This is a genomic window from Bacillus sp. F19, assembly GCA_023823795.1.
In the GTDB taxonomy this organism is placed as follows: domain Bacteria; phylum Bacillota; class Bacilli; order Bacillales; family Bacillaceae; genus Bacillus_P.
Genome location: CP085710.1, coordinates 3410379 through 3432642, shown reverse-complemented (window position 1 = coordinate 3432642; position 22264 = coordinate 3410379). Strand labels below are relative to the sequence as shown.

Below are 22264 nucleotides of genomic sequence, written 5' to 3'. Positions count from 1 at the left end.
AATTGTTCTTACATGGAACCAGTAAAGTTAACGAGAGGAATCACCTTGAAATTGGCGGAGTCGACGCGGCCGAACTGGCATCGAAATATGGAACACCCCTGTACATCTATGATGTTGCGCTTATTCGAGAACGTGCGAGAAGCTTTAAGAATACATTTGAAAAGCTTGGAGTGAAGGCGCAGGTTGCATATGCAAGCAAAGCCTTCTCATCTGTTGCTATGTTTCAGCTGGTTGAAGAAGAGGGCTTATCACTGGATGTTGTTTCAGGAGGAGAGCTTTATACAGCTGTCACAGCAGGTTTCCCAACCGAAAGAATTCACTTTCACGGCAATAATAAGAGCAAAGAAGAATTAGAAATGGCGATCAAGCTTAAAATCGGCTGTATTGTTGTTGATAATTTTCACGAAATTGAGCTGCTGAAAGAACTTGCTGCACAAGAAAACACAGTTGTGCCGATTCTTCTCAGGGTTACTCCTGGAGTTGAAGCGCATACTCATGACTATATAACTACAGGTCAAGAGGATTCGAAATTCGGTTTTGATCTGCAAAATGGACAAGTAGAACGGGCGATGAAAAATGTCCTTTCATCATCTGCATTTAACATGCTCGGCTATCATTGCCACATTGGATCGCAGATTTTCGATGCAACCGGTTTTGTCCTTGCTGCAGAAAAAATCTTCACTAAAGTCGGTTTTTGGAGGGAGACCTTCCAATATGAACCAAAAGTAGTGAATTTAGGCGGAGGATTCGGCATCCGCTACACAGAAGAGGATGAACCGCTGCCGGCTACTTATTATGTTGAAAAAATTGTTAAAAGTATAAAAGGCCACGTGGCTGAAAGCGGCATTCAGATGCCGGAAATCTGGATTGAACCGGGGCGTTCACTTGTAGGCGATGCTGGAACAACCATTTATTCCATAGGCTCTGAGAAAGAAGTTCCAAATATCCGCAAGTATGTTTCAGTTGATGGCGGAATGAGCGACAACATCCGCCCTGCTCTTTATCAGGCAAAATATGAAGCTGCCCTTGCAAACCGCATGAATGATAATAATGATGAGTCTGTTTCAATAGCAGGAAAATGCTGTGAAAGCGGAGATATGCTGATTTGGGACCTGCCGCTTCCAAAGGCAAATCCTGACGATCTGCTTGCTGTATTCTGTACAGGAGCATACGGCTACTCCATGTCGAACAATTACAATCGAATTCCGCGTCCTCCGGTTGTTTTTGCGGAAAATGGAGAGGAACAGCTTGTAATTAAAAGAGAAACGTATCAGGATTTAGTTGCGCTGGATCTGCCGTTAAAATCGAAAGTAACACAGAGCTAAAAAAGACATTTAAGGCATATCCGGCAAAGCTTTTCGCCGTAAACGTTTTTGTCTTCATATGCAATACAGATAAATTACTTAGAAAGGCTGCTTCTGAATCGGAAGCAGCCTTTTTTTCGCCCGAGGAACTTTTACGGTAATGCATTTTTTTCCCGCTTTTAATAGCGAAAATTCTTTTTTATAGCCTTTTTTTGAATTATTTTCGCCTTTTTGTAGCTTTTTTAGCGTGTGGAATTTTTTAATCACGTCAGCTGCAAAAAAATAGCTGCCGACAAAGTCGGCAGCCTGAGACGGACTCTAAGCAGCTCGTCTTTTTTACATATTATGCATTATCTTTATTGCTGAAAATGGAAATGATCGCATCCCAGAGGGCGATGAAAAATTCCTTCAGCTGATCAAGGAAGGTTTGTCCTTCCTCTGAATCTATAAAGTTTGAAATCTTGTCTTTTGCTTTATCAAGCTGCTGTCCCACTTGATCCCAGTCAACGTTCACATCTTTCATTTTGTTAAACAATGCAACGAGACTGTTAATTTCTTCTTCTGATAGAGTGATGCCAAGGTCGCTTGCCGCTTTTTCAATTAATTCGCGGAATTCCGCATCTGTTTCCGGCACGCCGTTATTTGCAATATCTCCTTTGATTTTCGCCATTAATGCACTTGCATTTTCTTCGCCGACTTTATCGCCAAGCTCTGCTGTTTTGACAAGCTCTTCGTTTGCCACCTGTTTTACTTCTTCTGGAATGGCTTCATCAGAAGTAACTTCGTACGCCTTAAGTAATCCGGTCAGAGCCGCAGTTCCAGATACTTCAAAAGGAGCGGTAACCTGAATCGTCGCATCCTTTACTCCAGCTGTCATAAGGGCATTCAAGTACATTTCGTCTGTTACCCAATTAATGTTTTTTGTATTTACTTCAAGGCCCGATCCGCTTTTTTCGATCGTAATAGCTGATGATGAAATAGCCTTTGTACCAATCTGTGCTTTAGGAATGTAATTGCCTAAATATTTATGTTCCTCTTCATTCGTCACTTCAATAACCTGAGAATTGTCATCAGCGCCCATCTCATCAAGCATGGACTGCTTCTGCTCTTCTGTTAAGTTCTTTCCGAGTGTGATAATTTTATCACCGGCAGCTGCATCAGCAAGCCCGATAGTCGGGAAAGCAAATAATGCAAACGCCATTATAGAAACCAATATCTTTTTCAAAAAAAGACCTCCTTAGTTCATGACAGCAACCTTCATTATAGTATTTTTTTCTGATTGGCGACAGAGTTTTTTGGCTGCGGTATCTTCTTGCTGCGGCGGCAGACGATCTCCTTGGCTTTCTTGAACGTATTATAGTAGAATGAATAACGTTCAGTCTATTAGACGAAAAAAAGAAGCAGGAGGTTTCATACATATGAAAAAAGGTCAAATTACAATGGAAAATGGCGATCAACTAGTGATCGAATTTTATCCTGAGGCAGCGCCAAAAACTGTTGAAAACTTTGAGAAGCTTGCAAACGAAGGTTTTTACAACGGAGTAAACTTCCACCGTGTTATTCCAGGTTTTGTTGCGCAGGGCGGAGACCCAACGGGCACAGGCGCAGGCGGACCTGGCTACTCTATTAAATGTGAAACAGCAGGAAACCCTCATAAACACGTAGCAGGAGCATTATCAATGGCTCATGCAGGAAAAGACACAGGCGGCAGCCAGTTCTTCATCGTTCACGAGCCTCAGCCGCATTTAAATGGAGTTCACACTGTTTTCGGTCAAGTGATTGAAGGCATGGACAACATTTATAAAATCAAGCAAGGCGATGTTATGAAAGAAGTTAAAGTCTGGGAAGAATAAGCATGGTTTTAAAGCTGTCCTTTAGGGGGCAGCTTTTTGATTGTTTTGAAAATCAGATTTTAGGTATTTGTTGAATATTTTTGTCTGATATAAGATTAGATGAAGGAGGTGATTAATTGAAGAGGAAGAGCCGTTCTCTACCGCTGGAACTAATGATTTACAGATGTTTAAATTCCCGAATGGATCTGGCTGCAAAAGAAAAAAATCACTATTTGAACCTTGTGAAAGGCTGTGAAGGAGAGAAGTGGTTTGATGAATGGCTTTTGGCGAATGCCGGGGAAGGAATCATTTTGAACGATCTTTTGTTTGAAACAAACAATACATTTTATCAAATTGATTCCTTGTTTCTTACAGCTCACACAATCTACCTGTTTGAAGTGAAAAACTATGAAGGTGACTTTTATCTTGAAAGAGATAAATGGTATTCATCTTCAAAGCTCGAAATCAAAAATCCTCTGCTGCAGCTGAAAAGAAACGAATCTCTGTTCAGGAGATTGCTGCAGGAAAACAACTTCTCTTTTTCCATCGAAGCCTATCTTGTATTTGTTAACCCCGAATTTCACCTCTATCAAGCTCCTTCTGGACATCCAATCGTTTTTTCCTCCCAATTAAATCGTTTTGCAGAGAAATTAAATCGAAAAACAGGTTCATTAAAAGGGGTTCACTCGAAGCTTGCTTCGAAGCTTTTGGCACTTCATGCGGTAGAGTCTCCTTACTTGCGCTTGCCAAAATATCGGTATGATGAGGTTGGGAAGGGAGTTGTTTGCAGGAGGTGTCAATCACTGTATCATTCGTTTAATAAATCTGTTTTTATATGTGCAAACTGTAAGAATACCGAAGAATATCTGCCTGCAATCTTACGCAGCATTGAAGAATTTAAACTCCTTTTTCCAGAGAGGAAAATAACGGCTGATCAAATCCAAGAATGGTGCAAACTCATTAAAACGAAAAGAACGATACGGAAGATACTGTATGATCATTTTGAAAAAGTAGGGTATGGAAAATTTTCTTATTTTAAAGATATTAGATAATGCATTGTGAGCTGTTTTGGGTACCTGGAATAGTGTTTTTCCTGAATCGAGTGTCCCAAATTTCAGTTTTGGGTACCTGGAAAAGCGTTTTTCGTGAATCGAGTGCTCCAAATTTCAATTTTGGGTACCTGGAAAAGCGTTTTTCGTGAATCGAGTGCTCCAAATTTCAGTATTGGGTACCTTGAAAAGCGTTTTTCCTGAATAGAGTGTCCCAAATTTCAGTATTGGGTACCTGGAAAAGTGGTTTTCCTGAATAGAGTGTCCCAATTTTCAGTATTGGGTACCTGGAATAGTGGTTTTCTTGAATAGAGTGTCCCAATTTTCAGTATTGGGTACCTGGAAAAGCGTTTTTCGTGAATCGAGTGCTCCAAATTTCAGTATTGGGTACCTGGAATAGTGTTTTTCCTGAATCGAGTGCTCCAATTTTTAGTTTTGGGTACTTGGAATAGCGATTTTCCTGAATAGAGTGTCCCAAATTTCAGTATTGGGTACCTGGAATAGTGGTTTTCCTGAATCGAGTGCTCCAATTTTTAGTTTTGGGTACTTGGAATAGCGATTTTCCTGAATAGAGTGTCCCAAATTTCAGTATTGGGGTACCTGGAATAGTGGTTTTCCTGAATCGAGCGCTCCAATTTTTAGTATTGGGTACCTAGAATTGCACATTTGCCAAATCAAGTGTCCCAAATTTCAGTTTTGGGTACCTGGAATAGTGGTTTTCCGGAATAGAGTGCTCCAATTTTCAGTATTGGGTACCTGGAATCAAGGCACCAGCACGTCATTTCCTATCTGATAACTCAGAGATTAAATGATTGCATTCTTCGTCTAATCCCGATAAGATAATAGAAAGGAAAACTTCATAATTCATTGAAATCCTTCGGGGCAGGGTGAAATTCCCAACCGGCGGTGATAAAGCAGAAGCTTTTAAGTCCGTGACCCGACTTGCATGAACTGCAAGCGGTGGATCTAGTGAAAATCTAGAGCCGACAGTATAGTCTGGATGGGAGAAGGAACACAATGTGAACGTATGGGTATTATTTTTCTGGAAAAACAGAAGAATAGTACTCTTGTTTGGCATGCATATGTGACTGAAATCCCTTACAAAGCCCCAGGTATTTATTACCTTGGGCTTTTTATTTTTACTTTAAAGGGAGGCGGCGCATTGGAAGATCAGGATTATATGAAAGTGGCACTTCAGCTCGCAGAACAGGGTTCAGGACAAACAAGTCCGAATCCGCTTGTAGGTGCTGTAGTTGTAAAGAATGGTCAAATTCTTGGAATGGGCGCACATTTAAAAGCGGGCGAACCTCATGCAGAAGTTCATGCCATCAGGATGGCAGGAGCTGAAGCTGAGGATTCAACAGTCTATGTTACGCTCGAGCCTTGCAGTCACCATGGAAAAACACCTCCATGCGCTGATCTTCTTATTTCTTCAAAGGTGAGAAGAGTGGTTATTGCAGCGGTAGATCCGAATCCGCTTGTTGCGGGAAGAGGGATTAAGAAGCTTCAAGCTGCTGGAATCGAAGTGGTTTCAGGTGTTTTAAAGCGCGAAGCAGAAGCGCTGAATAAGGTGTTTTTTCATTTTATTCAAACAAGACGTCCTTTTGTAACATTAAAATGGGCGGGCAGTCTAGATGGGAAAACGGCGACTGTCACAGGTGAAAGCAAATGGATCACAGGTGAAGAGGCAAGACTTGATGTTCACAAATACCGGGAACTTCATGATGCAATTTTAGCTGGCGTAGAAACGGTAATAAAAGATGATCCATCCTTGACTTGCCGACTTGAAAACCCGAAAAAGCAGCCTGTCAGAATTGTTTTGGATACGCATCTGCGAACACCTGAAACTGCAGCTGTGGTCAATGATGGTCTATCGGAAACCTGGATCATCACAGGCAGCGGAGTTTCTCCTGAAAAAATAGCATCTTTTCAGAAGAAAAAAGCCGTTATCATCCAAATGAATACGCCGGCTATTGAAATAGGCAATCTCCTTCTCCTGCTGGGAGAAAAAAACATTACATCGCTGTTCGTTGAAGGCGGCGCTGCCGTTCATGGAAGTTTTATAAAAAGCGGGTTATTCAATGAAGTGGTGAGCTATGCTGCCCCCATGCTCATCGGCGGAAAAGAGGCCCCTCCTGCAGTTGGCGGCGCAGGATTCAGCGGTATAAATGAGGCGATTCGTTTAAAAATAAAACAAACTGAGATCCTCGGTGATGATCTCAAAATAGTCTGTGTTAAAAAAGAGGGGTGATATGGAATGTTTACCGGAATCATTGAGGAAATCGGCACAATCGCAAATATGCAGGGAACAGATGCAGCGATTGAAATGACGATTCATGCTGAGAAAATTACGGAAGATGTGAATCTTGGAGACAGTATTTCCGTAAATGGCGTTTGTTTAACAGTTACAGCTTTCACTTCTAAATCGTTTACTGTGGATGTGATGCCTGAAACAGTAAAAGCCACTTCCCTGAATTCTCTTAAGCCTGGTTCATCCGTCAACCTGGAGAGGGCGATGTCCGCCAATGGACGCTTCGGAGGCCATTTTGTAACAGGTCATGTCGACGGCACTGGAACCATCATCCGCAAAAAGCCTTCAGCCAATGCGGTCTACTATGAGATCAAGGTTAGTAAAGAAATGACATCATCCCTGGTAATGAAGGGCTCCATAGCGATTGACGGCATCAGCTTAACCATATTTGGTTTAGAGGATGAAAAAGTAACAGTCTCGATTATTCCCCACACATTGTCTGAAACAGTTCTCGGAGGCAAAAAGACAGGGGATATCGTAAATATCGAATGCGATATGCTCGGGAAATATGTCCAAAAGTTTGTGATGCAGTCAAATCCGGCATCTTCATCTTTAACAACGGACTTTCTAAAAGAAAATGGTTTTTATTAGAATGGGGGATCACCATGACATTTCATTCCATTAAAGAAGCGTTAGACGATTTAAAACTTGGAAAAACAGTCATTGTAGTAGATGATGAAGACCGAGAAAATGAAGGTGATTTTATTGCGCTGGCAGATTATGCTACGCCAGAGGTTATTAACTTCATGATTAAGCATGGCAGAGGACTGGTTTGTGTTCCGCTGACAGAGGAATATGCTGAGAAATTTAATTTTCACCCTATGGTAAATGACAATACAGATCCGCATGGCACTGCTTTTACGATCAGCATTGATTACAAAACAACCAAAACAGGAATCAGTGCTTCTGAAAGATCAGAAACCATTAAAGCCATTTTAAAAGAAGATGCAGAGCCGCTTGATTTTAAAAGACCTGGTCATATTTTCCCCCTTATTGCAAAAGAGGGCGGAGTTTTAAGAAGAGCAGGGCATACAGAGGCAGCGGTCGATCTGGCTAAACTCTGCGGAGCAAGCCCGGTCGGAGTCATTTGTGAAATTATTAAAGAAGATGGGGAGATGGCGCGGGTTCCTGATCTAATTGACATTGCAAAAGAGCTTGATTTGAAAATGATTACAATCAAGGACTTGATCCATTACCGCAATATGTCAGATGCTCTTGTGAAAAGAGAAGCTGACATCAAACTCCCTACTGAATTCGGCATGTTCAGAGCAGTCGGATATTCAAATATCTTGGACGGGAAAGAACATATTGCCCTTGTGAAAGGGGAAGTTTCAGAGGATCAGCCGACGCTTGTCCGTGTTCACTCTGAATGTCTGACTGGAGATGTATTTGGATCGAACCGATGTGACTGCGGTCCGCAGCTGCATGCAGCGCTGTCTCAGATCGAGGAAGCGGGCAGCGGCATCCTCTTATACATGAGACAAGAAGGCAGGGGGATCGGCCTGCTTAATAAAATGAAGGCCTATGCATTGCAAGAAGAAGGATATGATACAGTAGAAGCCAATCACAAGCTTGGATTTGCAGACGATTTAAGAGAGTATGGAATTGGTGCTCAAATCTTAAGAGATCTTGGCGTTTCAAAAATGAAACTGCTGACAAACAATCCGAGAAAAATAGCAGGACTAGAAGGATACGGCCTTACTGTAGTAGACCGCGTACCTATTCAAATGCCTCCCAAGAAAGAAAATGAAGGCTATATGAAAACGAAACAGGGAAAACTTGGACACTTACTAAACTTATAATCGGGGGAACTAAACATGAAAACATATGAAGGAAATTTAGTCGGATCAGGATTAAAAGTAGCGATCATCGTAGGAAGATTCAATGAGTTTATTACAAGCAAGCTATTAAGCGGAGCAGTTGACGCTCTAAAGCGACACGGAGTTGAAGATGAGAATGTAGAGCTTGCATGGGTGCCTGGAGCATTTGAGATTCCGCTGGTTGCCAAAAAAATGGCTTCTTCAAATAAATATGATGCAGTTATAACCCTTGGAACTGTCATAAGAGGTTCTACAACCCACTATGATTATGTCTGCAATGAAGCAGCTAAGGGAGTTTCTCAAGCTTCAATGAGCACAGGAGTACCGGTTATCTTCGGAGTTTTGACAACCGAATCAATTGAACAGGCCATTGAAAGAGCGGGAACTAAAGCTGGGAATAAGGGCTATGAAGCAGCGGTTGCAGCGATTGAAATGGCGAATTTAATGCGTACAATGGATTAATTTTAGGTAAAAGTGTTTAAAACGCGGGAAAAACTGTTTATAATGTTCTGTGGAGTGATTCTTCATGAATCATGATCAAAAGGATAAGGGAAGAAATCAGGAAAGAATTTTATTTTACATCATGATAGGCGCAAGTTTATTGTTTTTGCTTTCTCTAATCGGAAGGTTATTTCGTTAATGAGGGGTTCATATGTTAATTCGCTATAAAAAAAGCTTTGAAAAAATTGCAATGGGTCTTCTGTCTTTTATGCCAAATGAAAAAGATTTAAAACATTTGCAGCAGACGATGAAACAATATGAAACAGATGAGAAATGGCAGCTGTTTCTATGGAAAGATGAAGATATCATTGGAACAATCGGAGTAGTGTTCGAGGATGATGATCACGTGAAGATTCAGCATGTAAGTGTGAACCCTTCTCATCGTCATCAGGGAATCGGCAAGAAAATGGTGACGGCATTAAAAGAACAGTACAAGGCAAAAACAGTTATCCCAGACGAACATACGAAAGCATTTTTTGAAAAATGCACGGAACTGGATTGCGATTAAAAACAGATGAAGCTCATGCTTCATCTGTTTTTTTGCCGTTTGCTTATCAGGCTGCTCTTTCGTTCCGCAATTACATCGCTCCGGTCCCGCAGCGAATGCTTATGAATAAGGAAATCATTTGATAAGTCGCTTGGATGTCCCCATTGCAGCTGATGGTTTTCGCAGTATTCAATGCATGTATTAAGAAGATTGCTGTCTTCCAGCGGCAGATCGACACTTTCGTAAGGGCGTTTATTTTCGATGTCTTTGCTTCTTTTTCTTAAAAGTTCTGCCGTTTTCTCAGGATTTAATCCAAGGGAGAGCAGTGCGTCTTTTTCTTCCTCCAATATGGCGAGGGCATTTGATATCATTCTGTGAGCGCCCTTCCAGTTGCTTCTCCTGTGATGATATAGGCCCACCGCTATTTGGATAAGACCAACCCAGTGTGTCTTTCTCTGCCCTGGGGGATCTTCTTTCCAATATTCTTCAAGAACTTCATGGCATTCAAAGTAATCACGGTCTCCATGAAAATGAACAAGGTACTCTATATATGGCTTCGGATACAAAAAATCACCTTCAATCTAAGCTTATGTAAATTTCAGTGTAGCATAAAAGAAATGAATTGCCCTTTATGAAATACAAAAAGTGCTCACTAAGAGCACCTTTTGAATGAAAAACTAATATAAACAAGCAGCTCCGACAATAATCAGCAAAATAAATAAAACAACGATTAATGCAAAGCCTGAACCGTAACCAAAACCTTTATCTCCCATTTGCATGTTCCTCCTTAAGTATCTTGCATTTACATAGGTATCATATGTGGGTGCTATTGTGTTTGTTTGGGCGTTTATCACATTTCTGGACTTTTTTTGAATCAATAGACTCTCACCGCCCCGAAAATAATTATTGGAGATTGGAACCCGAATGTTCTATACTATAGGGTAGCCGAAATGAATGGTACAGAATGAAGTGGTGGGATGATGTTGCAGTACAAAGTGAAAATTGACGCATTTGAAGGGCCGCTAGATCTTCTTTTGCATTTAATAAATACGCTCGAGATTGATATATACGATATACCAGTAGCTGAAATTACAGAGCAGTATATGCTTTATATACATACGATGAAAGAACTGCAGCTCGATGTTGCCTCTGAATATTTAGTGATGGCTGCGACTTTGCTCTCCATTAAAAGCGGAATGCTTCTCCCAAAGCACGAGGAAGAGCTGGTAGAAGACGAATTCGGATTTGAACCCGAGGAAGATCCGCGGGATGAACTGATGAGAAGGCTGATTGAATACAGGAAGTATAAAGAGGCAGCAGATGATTTGAGACATATGGAGGAAGAACGTTCTCAGGTTTATACAAAACCGCCGAGCGATTTGAGTGAATTTGCCGGTGAGCCTGTATTAGATAAAGAATCTATGAATGTAACGATCTACGATATGCTTGGGGCATTTCAAAAGATGATGCGGAGAAAAAAGCTGCAGAAACCATTGCAGACAAGAATTGCAAGACAGGAAATACCGATTGAAAAGAGAATGGATGAAATTCTTCTTGAATTTAAGCGGAATCCAGGGCGGCGAAAATTTACTGAACTTTTCCCGTCCAATCAAAAAGATCACCTCGTTGTCACATTTCTTGCCATCTTGGAATTGATGAAAAAAAACAGCATCATGATTGAACAAGAAGAAAATTTTTCAGATATTTATATTCTGGGGAGGTCATAAAACCTTGGAAAAATGGAAATCCATCATTGAAGCACTTCTATTTGCTGCAGGCGATGAAGGGCTGTCAATGAAACAGCTGACATCCGTTCTTGAGACAGAAGAGGGAACGATTACTGAAGTCATACAGGAACTTCAGAATGATTATAAGAAAAAACAGCGCGGCATCGAACTGATTGAAGTAGCGGGAGTCTTTCAGTTAACAACGAAAAAAAAACATGCCGATTATTTAAAAAAACTGGTTGAGACACCGAATCACACGGCTTTATCTCAGGCCGCTCTTGAAATTCTGGCGATTGTGGCATACCGCCAGCCAATTACAAGAGCTGAAATAGAAGAGATTCGCGGCGTAAAATCTGAGCGCCCGCTGCAAACACTGGCTTCTAAAGTGCTTGTGAAAGAGGTGGGCCGAGCTGAAGGAACTGGCAGAGCAATTTTATATGGAACGACGAAGGAGTTTCTTGAATACTTCGGATTAAAAACGATAAAAGAACTCCCTCCGCTCCCTGAAAAAGACGATGATGATGCCTTTAATGAAGAGGCCGATCTCTTTTTTGAAAATTTCAATCAAACTTTTGAAGAAATCAAATAATTTACACAAATGCACCATCACCTATGATAAAATAGAGGAGAACGGGACAAAGGAATATCTTTGTTCCTTTTTTTGAATGAAAAACGCATAGGGGTGCAATCAGGTGATTATAAAAAACTGCAGAGGGTATGAATTAGAAAAAGAGATGCCGAATACATCCGAAGATTTTTTTAACCGCTCTGAAGTCACAATTGTGTCAAAAAAGGCTGAAAAAACGTTTTATGTGTTGTATGTGCGGTATTTCGAAGACGTATTCAAAGAGCGAAATGCTTTTCTCTTTGAAGGGACCGACCTGTGCATCAAAGACGTAATGGCGCTGATATGCATCATTCAAAACGAAGCACTTCTAGAGCGCAAAAGGCTCTATATAAACACAGAAGAAGAATTCCTTATGTATCTGCAGGGAATTGACATTCGTGCGGCAATTGAATGGATCCCGGATATCAACCGGAATCAATCACTGAAATTGCCTGAAGTTGTTCAAAAGCTAAAAACACCCATACATAAAGAATAGCTTAAGAATTTGAAAGGATGTGTTTTAATGGGAAATATGATCGTAAAAGCACAAACAGAACAAGTTGAAGAATTTTTAGGAAACGTCGTCAAGCAGCTGAATACGTTTTTAAATCAATCCACAATTTCATCATTTTTGGATGAAACAGCCGGGGATGAAATGTACTATGAGGATCTTTTCCGAAACTTGAGAAGACTTTCTGTTTATTGTGAAGAGGGACTTGAAGCATGCCGCATCGTTCTTCAAAATGAGCCATTCAGAAAGCCGGCAGCGGAAAAAGCGCTCTATAAAATCTATCATCAGTGCATTGAAGAATTTTATAATCCGAAAAATGATGTATGGTATGAAGACAGCAGATCTGCCTATACAGGCAAAAATGCGATTAAATACCGCCACCCTGCTCCGGATACACTTAAGGCCATGATTGCCTCTCTGGAAAGCGGTTTTCAGGAAATCCGCGAGGAACTTGAATACTACGAGACTGATTATCGTACGAAAATGATACAGTCAAAATAATAAAAGCAGCTGTTCTGTACTTTCAGGGCAGCTGTTTTTTTTATGTCATTTTCAAGGCTGCTTCGGAGTTTTAGGCACGCTGTTTTTCAAATTTAACGTTCATAACCTTTGTCCATCCGCATAAACTTGTACAAAACAATAAAAGGACGTGGGTGTTATGCGGCAATGGAAACAGATAACAGCGATCGTACTCATCTTCTTCTTGCTGATATCAGTACCGCGCCATTCTTCTGCTGAAATGGACGTGAGCGCAAGAAGTGCGATTTTAATTGAACAGGAATCCGGAAGAGTCCTATTTGAGAAAGACGCCCATACCAAACGAAGAATTGCCAGCATTACAAAGATTATGACAGCGATTCTTGCAATTGAGTCCGGAAAAATGGACGAGAAGGCAACTGTAAGCAATCGTGCGATACATGCAGAGGGTTCTGCGGTCTACTTGCAAGAAGGTGAAAAAATTAAACTTGAAGATCTTGTATATGGTCTTATGCTCCGTTCAGGCAATGATGCGGCAGTAGCCATTGCTGAGCATGTGGGAGGAAGTGTTGAAGGATTTGTTCATTTAATGAATCAAAAAGCTGCTGAAATCGGCATGATGAATACGGAGTTTGCTAATCCGCATGGTCTGGATGATCACGAAAATCACTATTCCTCTGCCTATGACATGGCAATCCTTACAAGGTATGCAATGGAAAATCCAATCTATCAGAAGATTTCCGGAACTAAGGTTCATCGGGCTCCAAATCCGAATGAACAATGGGACCGTGTATGGAGAAATAAGAATAAGCTGCTGACAAGTTTATATGAGTACAGCACCGGAGGGAAAACAGGCTATACAAAAAGGGCAAAACGCACCCTCGTTTCGACTGCTCAAAAAGATGGCATGAATTTAGTAGCCGTTACAATTGATGCGTCAGATGACTGGAATGATCATATAGGAATGTTTAATATGGCGTTCAGCAAATATAATCTATTTAAGATAAAAGATTCAGGCATGTTAAAAAATATAAAGATTAAAGATAAAATTTATAAAAATAAGCTTTTTATAAAAAGAGATGTGTTCTATCCTCTTACTGAAGAAGAGGAAGATAAACTCAGAATCAATGTTTCTTTGCTCAAACCGGAAAAAAACTGGGATGACCCGAAGGATGTGCCGAACGTTGTCGGTAAAATCACGATTATTGTTGAAGACGAAAGAGTGGATGAGGTTCCGGTTTATTATGATAATGGTTTAACAAATAAACCAAATGCGACGCTTTTTGAGAAACTCCGCAAGCTATTTTTCATTGGGGCAGGCTTCAGCGATTATGATTAATATTATTTGGGTTGGGCTGACTGTCATCGGCATTGTCTTCGCCATGATCAATGGAACGATGGAACAAGTGAATTCTGCCGTTTTCAAAGGCGCGAAAGATGCTGTAACCATCAGCATCGGACTGATCAGCGTCCTTGTTTTCTGGCTGGGGCTCATGAAGGTTGCTGAAAAGGCGGGTTTGCTTGAAAAGCTTAGCCAGCTGTTTAAACCATTTGTAAAAAGGCTTTTTCCTGAGATTCCCGCAGATCATCCTGCAATGGGCTACATTCTTTCAAATATGATTGCTAATCTTTTTGGACTGGGGAATGCAGCAACTCCGCTTGGAATTAAAGCGATGGAGCAGATGAAAAAATTAAACGGAGACAAACCTGTTGCAAGCAGATCCATGATCACATTTCTTGCTGTCAACACGTCGAGTATTACCTTAATTCCAACGACGGTGATTGCTGTAAGAATGACATACGGTTCAAAATCTCCAACTGATATTGTTGGCCCGACTTTGCTTGCAACGATAATTTCAGCCATAGGCGCCATTCTGATTGACCGCTATTTCTATCATAGAAGAATGCGGAAGGAGAGAAAATAGGATGGGAATGATCAGTCTAATCTCTTTATGGATGATCCCGCTGATCATCGGGTTTATTCTATTATATGGGACGTACAAAAAAGTGCCGACGTATGAAACTTTTGTAGAGGGCGGTAAAGAAGGAATTGATATTGCGTTTTCAATTATTCCTTATTTAGTGGGCATGCTCGTTGCGATTACGATTTTCAGAGCTTCAGGAGCCCTTGAATTTTTTATAGGCATGATGAAACCGGCATTGGATGCAATCGGCGTTCCAAGCGAGATTGTTCCCCTAGCATTTATCAGGCCCATTTCTGGAACAGCAGCTCTTGGCATGACAACAGATTTAATTGCAGCCTACGGACCTGACTCTTTTATTGGGAGGCTTGCAGCAGTCATGCAGGGAAGCACAGATACAACCTTGTATATATTGACCGTTTATTTTGGAGCTGTAGGGGTTAAAAAGATGGGGGATGCGCTTAAAGTAGGTTTGCTTGCTGATCTTATGGGAATCATTGCATCAATCATCATTGTCATGATGCTTTTTTAATAGATTTGAAGGGGCTTCCGGAAAATGCGGAGCCTCTTTTTATCTGCTGAAATATTTTTGTCTCATTGCTCCTGTTTTTGTGAGATAATAAGGCTTCATGCATTTTTTAAAGAGGTTCATTTGATGAGAACTTGTATAAAAAAATGATAAGAAGTAAGATGTTAACGAGGTGAAAGAAATGGAACGTTTACAAAAAGTGATAGCTCATGCAGGTCTTGCATCAAGAAGAAAAGCAGAGGAGCTTATATTAGAAGGAAAAGTGACAGTTAACGGAAAAGTCGTAAGAGAGCTTGGCATTAAAGTTTCCGGAAATGACCGTGTTGAAGTGGCAGGTGTCCCTGTTGAAAAGGAAGAACCAGTCTATTTTATTCTTTATAAACCGCGCGGCGTCATTTCAGCTGCCATTGATGATAAAGGAAGAAAAACAGTTACGGACTTTTTTCCCCAGATCAAAGAACGTATTTATCCTGTAGGACGGCTTGATTATGATACTTCGGGAATTTTAATCATGACGAACGACGGTGAATTTGCCAATCTGCTTATGCATCCAAGCAGTGAAGTAGAGAAAACCTATGTAGCCAAAGTAAAAGGAATTCCGCTCCGTGAAAACCTGAAGTCTCTCGAAAAGGGAATTATGCTGGAAGATGGCAAAACAGCCCCGGCAAAAGTCAAATTTGTTTCATTGGATAAAAAGAAGCAAACGAGCATCATTGAACTGACGATCCATGAAGGCAGAAACCGTCAAGTCCGCCGCATGTTTGAGGCAATTGGCCATCCTGTCTTGAAACTAAAGCGTGAAACGTATGCGTTCCTTGACTTAAAAGGATTGAAAACAGGAGATGCGCGTGAATTATCTCCGCATGAGGTCAAACAGCTTAGATCACTTGCCAAGTTTGGAAAGTAAGCCCTTTAATTTTCACATAAACTTCAAATTATTAAGAAAACGTTTGAAATAAACAGTGATATAATGAGTTGAAATGTATGAGGATATGGGAGAGTTTTTTATGAAAAAAAGACGGTTGCTCATGAGATCGATCATCCTTTTTGTGCTGGTTGCAGCACTTGGATATACGTTATATACGAACTTTTTCTCAAGCAAGGAAAAAGTGAAGGTTGGAAGCGATGCCCCTGATTTTGTTTTAACAGACTTAAACGGGGACAAGCATCAGCTTTCTGATTATAAGGGAAAGGGCGTTTTCCTGAATTTCTGGGGAACATGGTGCGAACCGTGCAAACGCGAAATGCCCTACATGCAAAATCAGTATGATTATTATAAAGAACAAGGTGTAGAGGTGATTGCCGTCAACATCGCAGAATCAAAGATTGCCGTACAGAACTTTACGGATACATATGATTTATCTTTTCCTGTCGTCCTGGATAAGGACCGGCAAGTTTTAGATGCATACGGTGTTGTCCCTCTTCCGACTACATTTCTGATAGATAAAAATGGAAAAGTAGCAGAAATTATCACTGGCCAGATGAATGAGCGGATGGTCAGGGACTATATGGAATCAATCAAGCCGTAAACGGGGAGTTTTCATCATGAATGAAGTGAAATGCAAGTGCGGACACAGTAATCCGCACGGAACGATTCTTTGTGAATCCTGCGGTCGTCCTGTTCAGGAAATGGACAGCAATCAAGCTGTTTCTGAAAAACTATTGGATATGAAATATGATGGCAGTGCAAGACGCTCACAGACTTATAAGAAAACGCCGGTCGATAAGATCTGGAACTTCTTTTCATCTGTAAAGGTCGGCATCTGGATTATCGTACTGATCTTAATTGCATCAGCAATCGGCACAATCCTTCCGCAGGTCATGTACATTCCGCCAAATGTAACTCCCGAAGAATTTTACCGCGAGGAGTACGGGGTAATCGGACAGCTTTATTTCCAAATGGGGTTTCATGAATTATTCAGCTCATGGTGGTACATGGTTTTAATCGGAGCGCTTGCTGCTTCATTGGTCATTGCAAGCTTAGACCGCTTTGTACCGCTCTATCGTGCGCTGAAAAAACAAGGTGTCACACGCCATGAAAGCTTTATGCGAAGACAGCGATTATTCAGCGAAACCCCTTCAGTCAACAAGGCGGAGGAACAGCTTGAAAATATTAAAGACAGACTGAAGAGAAAACGCTATCATGTTCGAGAAGAAAACGGAAATCTCCTTGCAGAGAAAAATCGTTTTTCAAGATGGGGACCGTATGTCAATCATATCGGTCTGATCATCTTTTTGTTTGGAGCTATGCTGAGGTTTGTACCGGGAATGTATGTGGATGATGTCATTTGGATCCGCGAAGGGGAAACGAATGTCATTCCGGGAACTGAAGGCAAGTATTTTCTCCACAGTGACAAGTTTGTGATGGAAACATACAAAAAAGACAGCGAAGATGAAGTGTTTCAGGATGCCCTTACAAGAGTTGGGGACGGCAGCGTTGTAAAAAATTACCAGACGAACGTTACTTTGTACGAGAGACAAGGTGAAGCGGTCATCGGGGAAGAGCCTGAGCTGAAAAAAATAAAAGATGAGCAAATCAAAGTAAATCAGCCGCTTAAGCATGATTCATACGCCTTGTATCAAGTGGATTATAAATTAAATGAATTGAATAAAATGACATTTAGTTTAGTAGACAAAAAGACGGAGGAAAACTTTGGACAGCTGACAATTGATCTGCTGGATCCTCAAAAAGAATTTGATTTGGGCAATGGCTATAAAGTAGAAGTGGCAAGCTACCTTCCTGATTTTTATTTTAACAGTGAGGGAGAGCCTGCTACGAAAACGAGAATACCGGATAATCCTGCTTTTGTATTTAAAATGATTTCTCCTGATAAACCTAAGGGCGAAACAAGCTTCGTTGCCATTCAGCAGACAATTGAACCAAATGAAGACAACCAGCTGAAAATGAAGTTTGAAGGCGTGGAAACAAAGAATCTCTCAGCTCTTACTGTTCGCAAAGACAATACTCTTTGGTTTCTTGGACTTGGCGGTGCCATTTTCATGATAGGCGTCACCCAAGGTATGTATTGGAATCATCGACGCATCTGGATCAGACGAACCGGAGAAGGAATTCTTCTTGCCGGGCATACAAATAAGAATTGGTACGGCATTAAAAATGAGATTGATTCAGTGCTTGAAGGCACATTGATTGAAAAGCCGAAGGATCAGTCAGACGAGAAATAAGACAAGTCATAGAGGAGGAAAAGGAGTGGCGGCTTTAAGCAGTAATTTGCTATTTGCAGCATTCATTTTATATCTGACTGCGACATTTCTTTTTGGCGGAGCCATCCGTGATAAGAGAAAAGAATACAAAAAGCCAAGTAAATGGGCGACTGCAGGTATTGCAATTACGATTCTTGCTTTTGCAGCACAAGTTGGCTATTTCATTACGAGATGGATCGCATCCGGTCATGCACCGGTCAGCAATCTTTTTGAATTTACAACATTCTTTGGCATGATGCTTGTTCTTGCATTTATAGTACTCTACTTTATTTATAAAGTGTCTATTTTAGGGCTTTTTACTCTGCCGGTCGCATTGCTGATTATCGCTTATGCGAGCATGTTTCCGTCAGATATCTCACCGCTTATCCCAGCGCTTCAAAGCAGCTGGCTGCACATTCACGTGACAACAGCGGCTCTTGGTCAGGCGATTCTTGCCATCAGCTTTATAGCGGGTGTGATTTATTTAATCCGGACAGTGGATCAAACGAAAAATTCCAAAAAAACATTCTGGCTTGAAGTTGTCATGTATACACTTGTAGCTACGATTGCATTCATTGCAATAACAAGCACCTTCAGAATGATGGATTATGAAGCCGTTTATAAATGGACAGATAAAAATGAGCAAAATGCAGAAATGATCTATAATATGCCTGCTCTGGTAGGCCCTCATAAAGGCGAACTTTTAACAGAAGGCAAAATGGAAGCTCTTATTGAAGTTCCCGCTCTTATTTCTGCGAGAAAGCTGAATACTGTCATTTGGTCAATTGGCACCGGATTATTATTATACGGAGCGATCCGGTTAATCTTGAGAAAGCGAATCTCAGCTTTCCTTCAGCCTCTCACCAAAAACGTAAATCTGGATTTAGTAGATGAAATCGGATATCGATCTGTTACAATAGGATTTCCGGTATTCACTCTGGGAGCGCTCATTTTTGCGATGATCTGGGCTCAAATCGCCTGGACACGCTTTTGGGGCTGGGACCCTAAAGAAGTATGGGCATTAATTACCTGGCTTTTCTATGCGGCCTACCTGCATTTGCGTCTTTCAAAAGGATGGCAGGGAGAAAAATCAGCATGGCTTGCCGTTATTGGCTTTGCCATCATCATGTTTAATCTGATTTTTGTCAATCTGGTGATTGCCGGTCTGCATTCTTATGCATAGTTAATAAGAGTTTTTCTTTAAGAGAAAAGAAAGTATAAAGTTTTTGCAGTGGTGTCCAGTTCCATCGCCCACCTCATCAGCCAGAACTATTCCAGAGGAAAAGTCAAACTTGGACTTTTCTGCCGGATTCTTATCTGTCTGCCGGAGCTAAACGGGCACTTTTCTTATCAAGAGAGCCTTCACTCATATAAAGTGAAGGTTTTTTGGTAAGATAAAGGTATTGAGTACTTGAAGGAGGAGAAACAAGATGGAAAACAACATGAACTATAAAATCTTGGTCGTTGACGATGAAGACCGAATCAGAAGACTTTTGAAAATGTATTTAGAGAGAGAAAACTATCAAATTGAAGAAGCTGACAACGGAAGTGATGCTCTTGAAATGGCACTGTCTACAGAATATGACTTAATCCTGCTTGATTTAATGATGCCCGGACTCGATGGGATTGAAGTTTGCAGACAACTGCGCCTGAAAAAAGCCACTCCTATCATTATGCTTACGGCAAAAGGTGAAGAGGTAAACAGGGTTCAGGGCTTTGAAGTGGGAACAGATGATTACATCGTAAAGCCTTTCAGTCCAAGAGAAGTCGTTCTGCGAGTGAAAGCACTTCTTAGACGCTCATCGACAACATCATTCCTGAAAACAGAAACGAAAGCTAAGAATGTTATCGTGTTCCCGAATCTTTCTATTGATCACGATGCACACCGGGTGCTTGCAGACGGCAAAGAGGTCAGTTTAACTCCAAAAGAATATGAGCTGCTTTATTTCCTCGCAAAAACGCCGGACAAAGTATACGACCGCGAGAAATTATTAAAAGAAGTATGGCAATACGAGTTCTTTGGTGATCTGCGTACAGTTGATACACATGTAAAACGCCTTAGAGAAAAACTGAGCAAGGTATCACCTGATGCAGCTGCCATGATCGTGACTGTTTGGGGAGTTGGATACAAATTTGAGGTAGGCAGTGAATGATGTTTTGGAAAAGCGTAGTCGGTAAACTGTGGTTTACCATTTTATTGCTCGTTTCTTTTGTTTTATTAATTCTGACTGTGCTACTTCTAGAATTCATTGAAAATTATCATGTGGACGAGGCCAAACGGGAGCTTACACAATTAGCCAACAAAATCTCGGTTATTCTTGAAAAACATGAAGATCAGGAACTGGCGAGGTCAATCTCATGGGAACTGGCCGATGAACTTACAAGCATCATCATCGTCGAAGATCAGAACAAATACTGGTTTTCACCAAAGAAATTTGACAGTACCCCTGTTTTTGAAATGGAGGATATTCAGAATGACAGCGAGCTGTCTAAAGTGTTTGCAGATCAAAAAAATGTCAGCAAGCTCACCGAACTCTCCAAAGAGCAGCAGATCAGTTCGGATAATAACGAGGAAGTGCTGGTCGTCGGTGTACCCTATGAGCTGAAAAATGGGGAAAACGGGGCAGTGTTTATGTCGCAGTCGCTGCTTGCTGTTCACGAAACAACAGAGCATACGACAAAATATATTCTGCTTACGGCAGGTATTGCCATTGTATTAACGACGATATTCGCATTCTTTCTATCAACAAGAATCACTTATCCGCTCAGAAAAATGCGGGAAGTAACGCAGGAGCTTACACGCGGAAAGTTTGATACGAAGGTGCCGATTTTAAGTCATGACGAAATTGGCGAGCTTGCCGTCGCGTTTAATCAAATGGGCAGGCAGCTGAAATTCAATATCAATGCACTTAACCAGGAAAAAGAACATTTAACCAGTATTTTAAGCAGTATGGCAGACGGAGTCATTACGCTGAATATTGACGGGACGATTCTCGTGACCAATCCCCCTGCTGAACGGTTTCTTCAGTCCTGGTACTACGAACAAAAAATGCAAATCAATGAGGGAGAGGAAATCCCTCCAGAAGCAAAAGAATTATTTCAAAGAGTTGTCAACACAGAGAGAGAACACATAGTCGAGGTCAATCTTCAGGGCAGGAGCTGGGTGATGGTCATGAGCCCTCTCTATAACCAGTCATATGTTCGGGGTGCAGTTGCTGTTCTCAGAGATATGACAGAAGAGAGAAGGCTAGATAAGCTACGGGAGGATTTTATTGCGAATGTCAGTCATGAGCTGAGAACGCCGATTGCCATGCTGCAGGGATACAGTGAAGCGATAGTCGATGACATTGCAAGCTCTGAGGAAGAGAAAAAGGAGATTGCACAGGTAATCTACGATGAATCACTGCGCATGGGAAGACTTGTTAACGATTTACTGGACCTGGCAAGAATGGAAGCCAGTCACATTTCTCTGAATTTAGAACGAATCTCGATTTATGAATTTATTGAAAAAATCAACCGGAAATTCCAGGGACTTGCAAGGGACAAAAAAATCACGTTAACCTCTTCATTTTCGATAGATGACCCTGAGTTTGTTCTGGATCCCGATAAGATTGAGCAGGTTTTGACGAATCTTATTGATAATGCGATCAGACATACGCTTGAAGGGGGATCTGTTGAAGTTCATGTTCAAACCGTTGCTGGCGGCATGAAAATAGACGTAAAAGATACAGGTACAGGTATTATAGAAGAGGATCTGCCTTTTGTCTTTGAACGGTTTTATAAAGCGGACAAAGCAAGAACGAGAGGCCGTTCGGGCACCGGCCTTGGCCTGGCGATTGCAAAAAACATCGTAGATGCCCATTCCGGTACGATCAATGTGCACAGCAAGGTAGATGAAGGTACTGCCTTCAGCTTCTATTTGCCTCGAAAAAGCAGTCTTTCTGATAGAGCGTGACGAAAATTCTTGTTTCATAAGGAACGCCTAA

General features: G+C 41.2%; 24 protein-coding genes and 1 riboswitch. Of the genes, 21 read left to right on the top strand and 3 right to left on the bottom strand.

Annotation, left to right across the window (positions count from 1 at the left end; genetic code table 11):
* The first annotated feature begins 2 nt into the window (after positions 1–2).
* Positions 3–1325 (top strand): diaminopimelate decarboxylase, encoded by a 1323-nt coding sequence (lysA, locus tag LIT25_17575; GenBank protein USK32400.1) that lies wholly within the window; start codon positions 3–5, stop codon positions 1323–1325.
* 322 nt (positions 1326–1647) lie between these two features.
* On the opposite strand, the gene LIT25_17570 is transcribed toward lysA, so the two are convergent.
* Positions 1648–2529 carry a DUF1002 domain-containing protein gene (locus LIT25_17570; protein ID USK32399.1) on the bottom strand — a complete coding sequence of 294 codons (882 nt, stop codon included), beginning with the start codon at positions 2527–2529 and terminating at the stop codon, positions 1648–1650.
* A gap of 193 nt (positions 2530–2722) precedes the next feature.
* On the opposite strand from LIT25_17570, the gene LIT25_17565 reads away from it, so the two are divergent.
* The 7 genes from LIT25_17565 to LIT25_17535 all read left to right on the top strand — a co-directional run bounded on the left by LIT25_17565 (position 2723) and on the right by LIT25_17535 (position 9325).
* Positions 2723–3157 carry a peptidylprolyl isomerase gene (locus LIT25_17565; GenBank protein USK32398.1) on the top strand — a complete coding sequence of 145 codons (435 nt, stop codon included), beginning with the start codon at positions 2723–2725 and terminating at the stop codon, positions 3155–3157.
* 116 nt (positions 3158–3273) lie between these two features.
* Positions 3274–4188 carry an NERD domain-containing protein gene (locus tag LIT25_17560; GenBank protein ID USK32397.1) on the top strand — a complete coding sequence of 305 codons (915 nt, stop codon included), beginning with the start codon at positions 3274–3276 and terminating at the stop codon, positions 4186–4188.
* Between the two features lie 866 nt (positions 4189–5054).
* Positions 5055–5201: riboswitch (FMN riboswitch) on the top strand.
* Positions 5202–5347: 146 nt separating this feature from the next.
* Positions 5348–6436 (top strand): bifunctional diaminohydroxyphosphoribosylaminopyrimidine deaminase/5-amino-6-(5-phosphoribosylamino)uracil reductase RibD, encoded by a 1089-nt coding sequence (gene ribD, locus LIT25_17555; protein ID USK32396.1) that lies wholly within the window; start codon positions 5348–5350, stop codon positions 6434–6436.
* Positions 6437–6442: 6 nt separating this feature from the next.
* Positions 6443–7087, top strand: a complete 645-nt coding sequence (gene ribE, locus LIT25_17550) for a riboflavin synthase (GenBank protein ID USK32395.1) — start codon at positions 6443–6445, stop codon at positions 7085–7087.
* A 14-nt stretch (positions 7088–7101) separates the two neighbouring features.
* The gene (locus tag LIT25_17545) at positions 7102–8298 is read left to right on the top strand and encodes a bifunctional 3,4-dihydroxy-2-butanone-4-phosphate synthase/GTP cyclohydrolase II (GenBank protein USK32394.1); all 1197 of its coding nucleotides are present in this window, start codon (positions 7102–7104) and stop codon (positions 8296–8298) included.
* Between the two features lie 15 nt (positions 8299–8313).
* On the top strand, positions 8314–8778 hold the full coding sequence (ribE, locus tag LIT25_17540; GenBank protein ID USK32393.1) for a 6,7-dimethyl-8-ribityllumazine synthase: 465 nt from the start codon (positions 8314–8316) through the stop codon (positions 8776–8778).
* 190 nt (positions 8779–8968) lie between these two features.
* On the top strand, positions 8969–9325 hold the full coding sequence (locus LIT25_17535) for a GNAT family N-acetyltransferase (protein ID USK32392.1): 357 nt from the start codon (positions 8969–8971) through the stop codon (positions 9323–9325).
* Positions 9326–9345: 20 nt separating this feature from the next.
* Here the strand turns inward: LIT25_17535 and LIT25_17530 are convergent, their stop codons facing one another.
* Both LIT25_17530 and LIT25_17525 read right to left on the bottom strand, forming a co-directional pair.
* Positions 9346–9870 carry a DUF309 domain-containing protein gene (locus tag LIT25_17530; GenBank protein USK32391.1) on the bottom strand — a complete coding sequence of 175 codons (525 nt, stop codon included), beginning with the start codon at positions 9868–9870 and terminating at the stop codon, positions 9346–9348.
* Between the two features lie 111 nt (positions 9871–9981).
* Entirely contained in the window at positions 9982–10083 is a 102-nt protein-coding gene (locus LIT25_17525) for a YjcZ family sporulation protein (protein USK36321.1), read from the bottom strand.
* A gap of 201 nt (positions 10084–10284) precedes the next feature.
* Here LIT25_17525 and LIT25_17520 point away from each other — a divergent pair, with 201 nt between their 5' ends.
* The 13 genes from LIT25_17520 to LIT25_17460 all read left to right on the top strand — a co-directional run bounded on the left by LIT25_17520 (position 10285) and on the right by LIT25_17460 (position 22233).
* A complete protein-coding gene (locus tag LIT25_17520; protein USK32390.1) occupies positions 10285–11031 on the top strand; it encodes a segregation/condensation protein A in 747 nt (248 codons plus the stop codon).
* Between the two features lie 4 nt (positions 11032–11035).
* Positions 11036–11620 (top strand): SMC-Scp complex subunit ScpB, encoded by a 585-nt coding sequence (gene scpB, locus LIT25_17515; GenBank protein ID USK32389.1) that lies wholly within the window; start codon positions 11036–11038, stop codon positions 11618–11620.
* A 103-nt stretch (positions 11621–11723) separates the two neighbouring features.
* On the top strand, positions 11724–12134 hold the full coding sequence (locus LIT25_17510) for a hypothetical protein (protein ID USK32388.1): 411 nt from the start codon (positions 11724–11726) through the stop codon (positions 12132–12134).
* A gap of 27 nt (positions 12135–12161) precedes the next feature.
* The gene (locus LIT25_17505) at positions 12162–12650 is read left to right on the top strand and encodes a YpuI family protein (GenBank protein ID USK32387.1); all 489 of its coding nucleotides are present in this window, start codon (positions 12162–12164) and stop codon (positions 12648–12650) included.
* A gap of 157 nt (positions 12651–12807) precedes the next feature.
* Positions 12808–13965, top strand: a complete 1158-nt coding sequence (locus LIT25_17500; GenBank protein USK32386.1) for a D-alanyl-D-alanine carboxypeptidase — start codon at positions 12808–12810, stop codon at positions 13963–13965.
* The gene (locus LIT25_17495; GenBank protein ID USK32385.1) at positions 13958–14551 is read left to right on the top strand and encodes a spore maturation protein; all 594 of its coding nucleotides are present in this window, start codon (positions 13958–13960) and stop codon (positions 14549–14551) included. The genes LIT25_17500 and LIT25_17495 overlap by 8 nt, the downstream gene beginning before the upstream one ends.
* Position 14552: 1 nt before the next feature.
* Positions 14553–15080: a spore maturation protein gene (locus tag LIT25_17490; GenBank protein USK32384.1), complete on the top strand. Its 528-nt coding sequence runs from the start codon at positions 14553–14555 to the stop codon at positions 15078–15080.
* 178 nt (positions 15081–15258) lie between these two features.
* Positions 15259–15984 carry an rRNA pseudouridine synthase gene (locus tag LIT25_17485; GenBank protein ID USK32383.1) on the top strand — a complete coding sequence of 242 codons (726 nt, stop codon included), beginning with the start codon at positions 15259–15261 and terminating at the stop codon, positions 15982–15984.
* A gap of 100 nt (positions 15985–16084) precedes the next feature.
* On the top strand, positions 16085–16606 hold the full coding sequence (gene resA, locus LIT25_17480; protein USK32382.1) for a thiol-disulfide oxidoreductase ResA: 522 nt from the start codon (positions 16085–16087) through the stop codon (positions 16604–16606).
* A gap of 16 nt (positions 16607–16622) precedes the next feature.
* Positions 16623–18260 (top strand): cytochrome c biogenesis protein ResB, encoded by a 1638-nt coding sequence (locus tag LIT25_17475; GenBank protein ID USK32381.1) that lies wholly within the window; start codon positions 16623–16625, stop codon positions 18258–18260.
* Positions 18261–18285: 25 nt separating this feature from the next.
* On the top strand, positions 18286–19461 hold the full coding sequence (gene ccsB / locus LIT25_17470; GenBank protein USK32380.1) for a c-type cytochrome biogenesis protein CcsB: 1176 nt from the start codon (positions 18286–18288) through the stop codon (positions 19459–19461).
* 247 nt (positions 19462–19708) lie between these two features.
* Complete coding sequence (locus LIT25_17465; GenBank protein USK32379.1) at positions 19709–20431, top strand: response regulator transcription factor; 723 nt, start codon at positions 19709–19711, stop codon at positions 20429–20431.
* Positions 20428–22233 (top strand): HAMP domain-containing protein, encoded by a 1806-nt coding sequence (locus LIT25_17460; GenBank protein USK32378.1) that lies wholly within the window; start codon positions 20428–20430, stop codon positions 22231–22233. The genes LIT25_17465 and LIT25_17460 overlap by 4 nt, the downstream gene beginning before the upstream one ends.
* Positions 22234–22264: the final 31 nt, after the last annotated feature.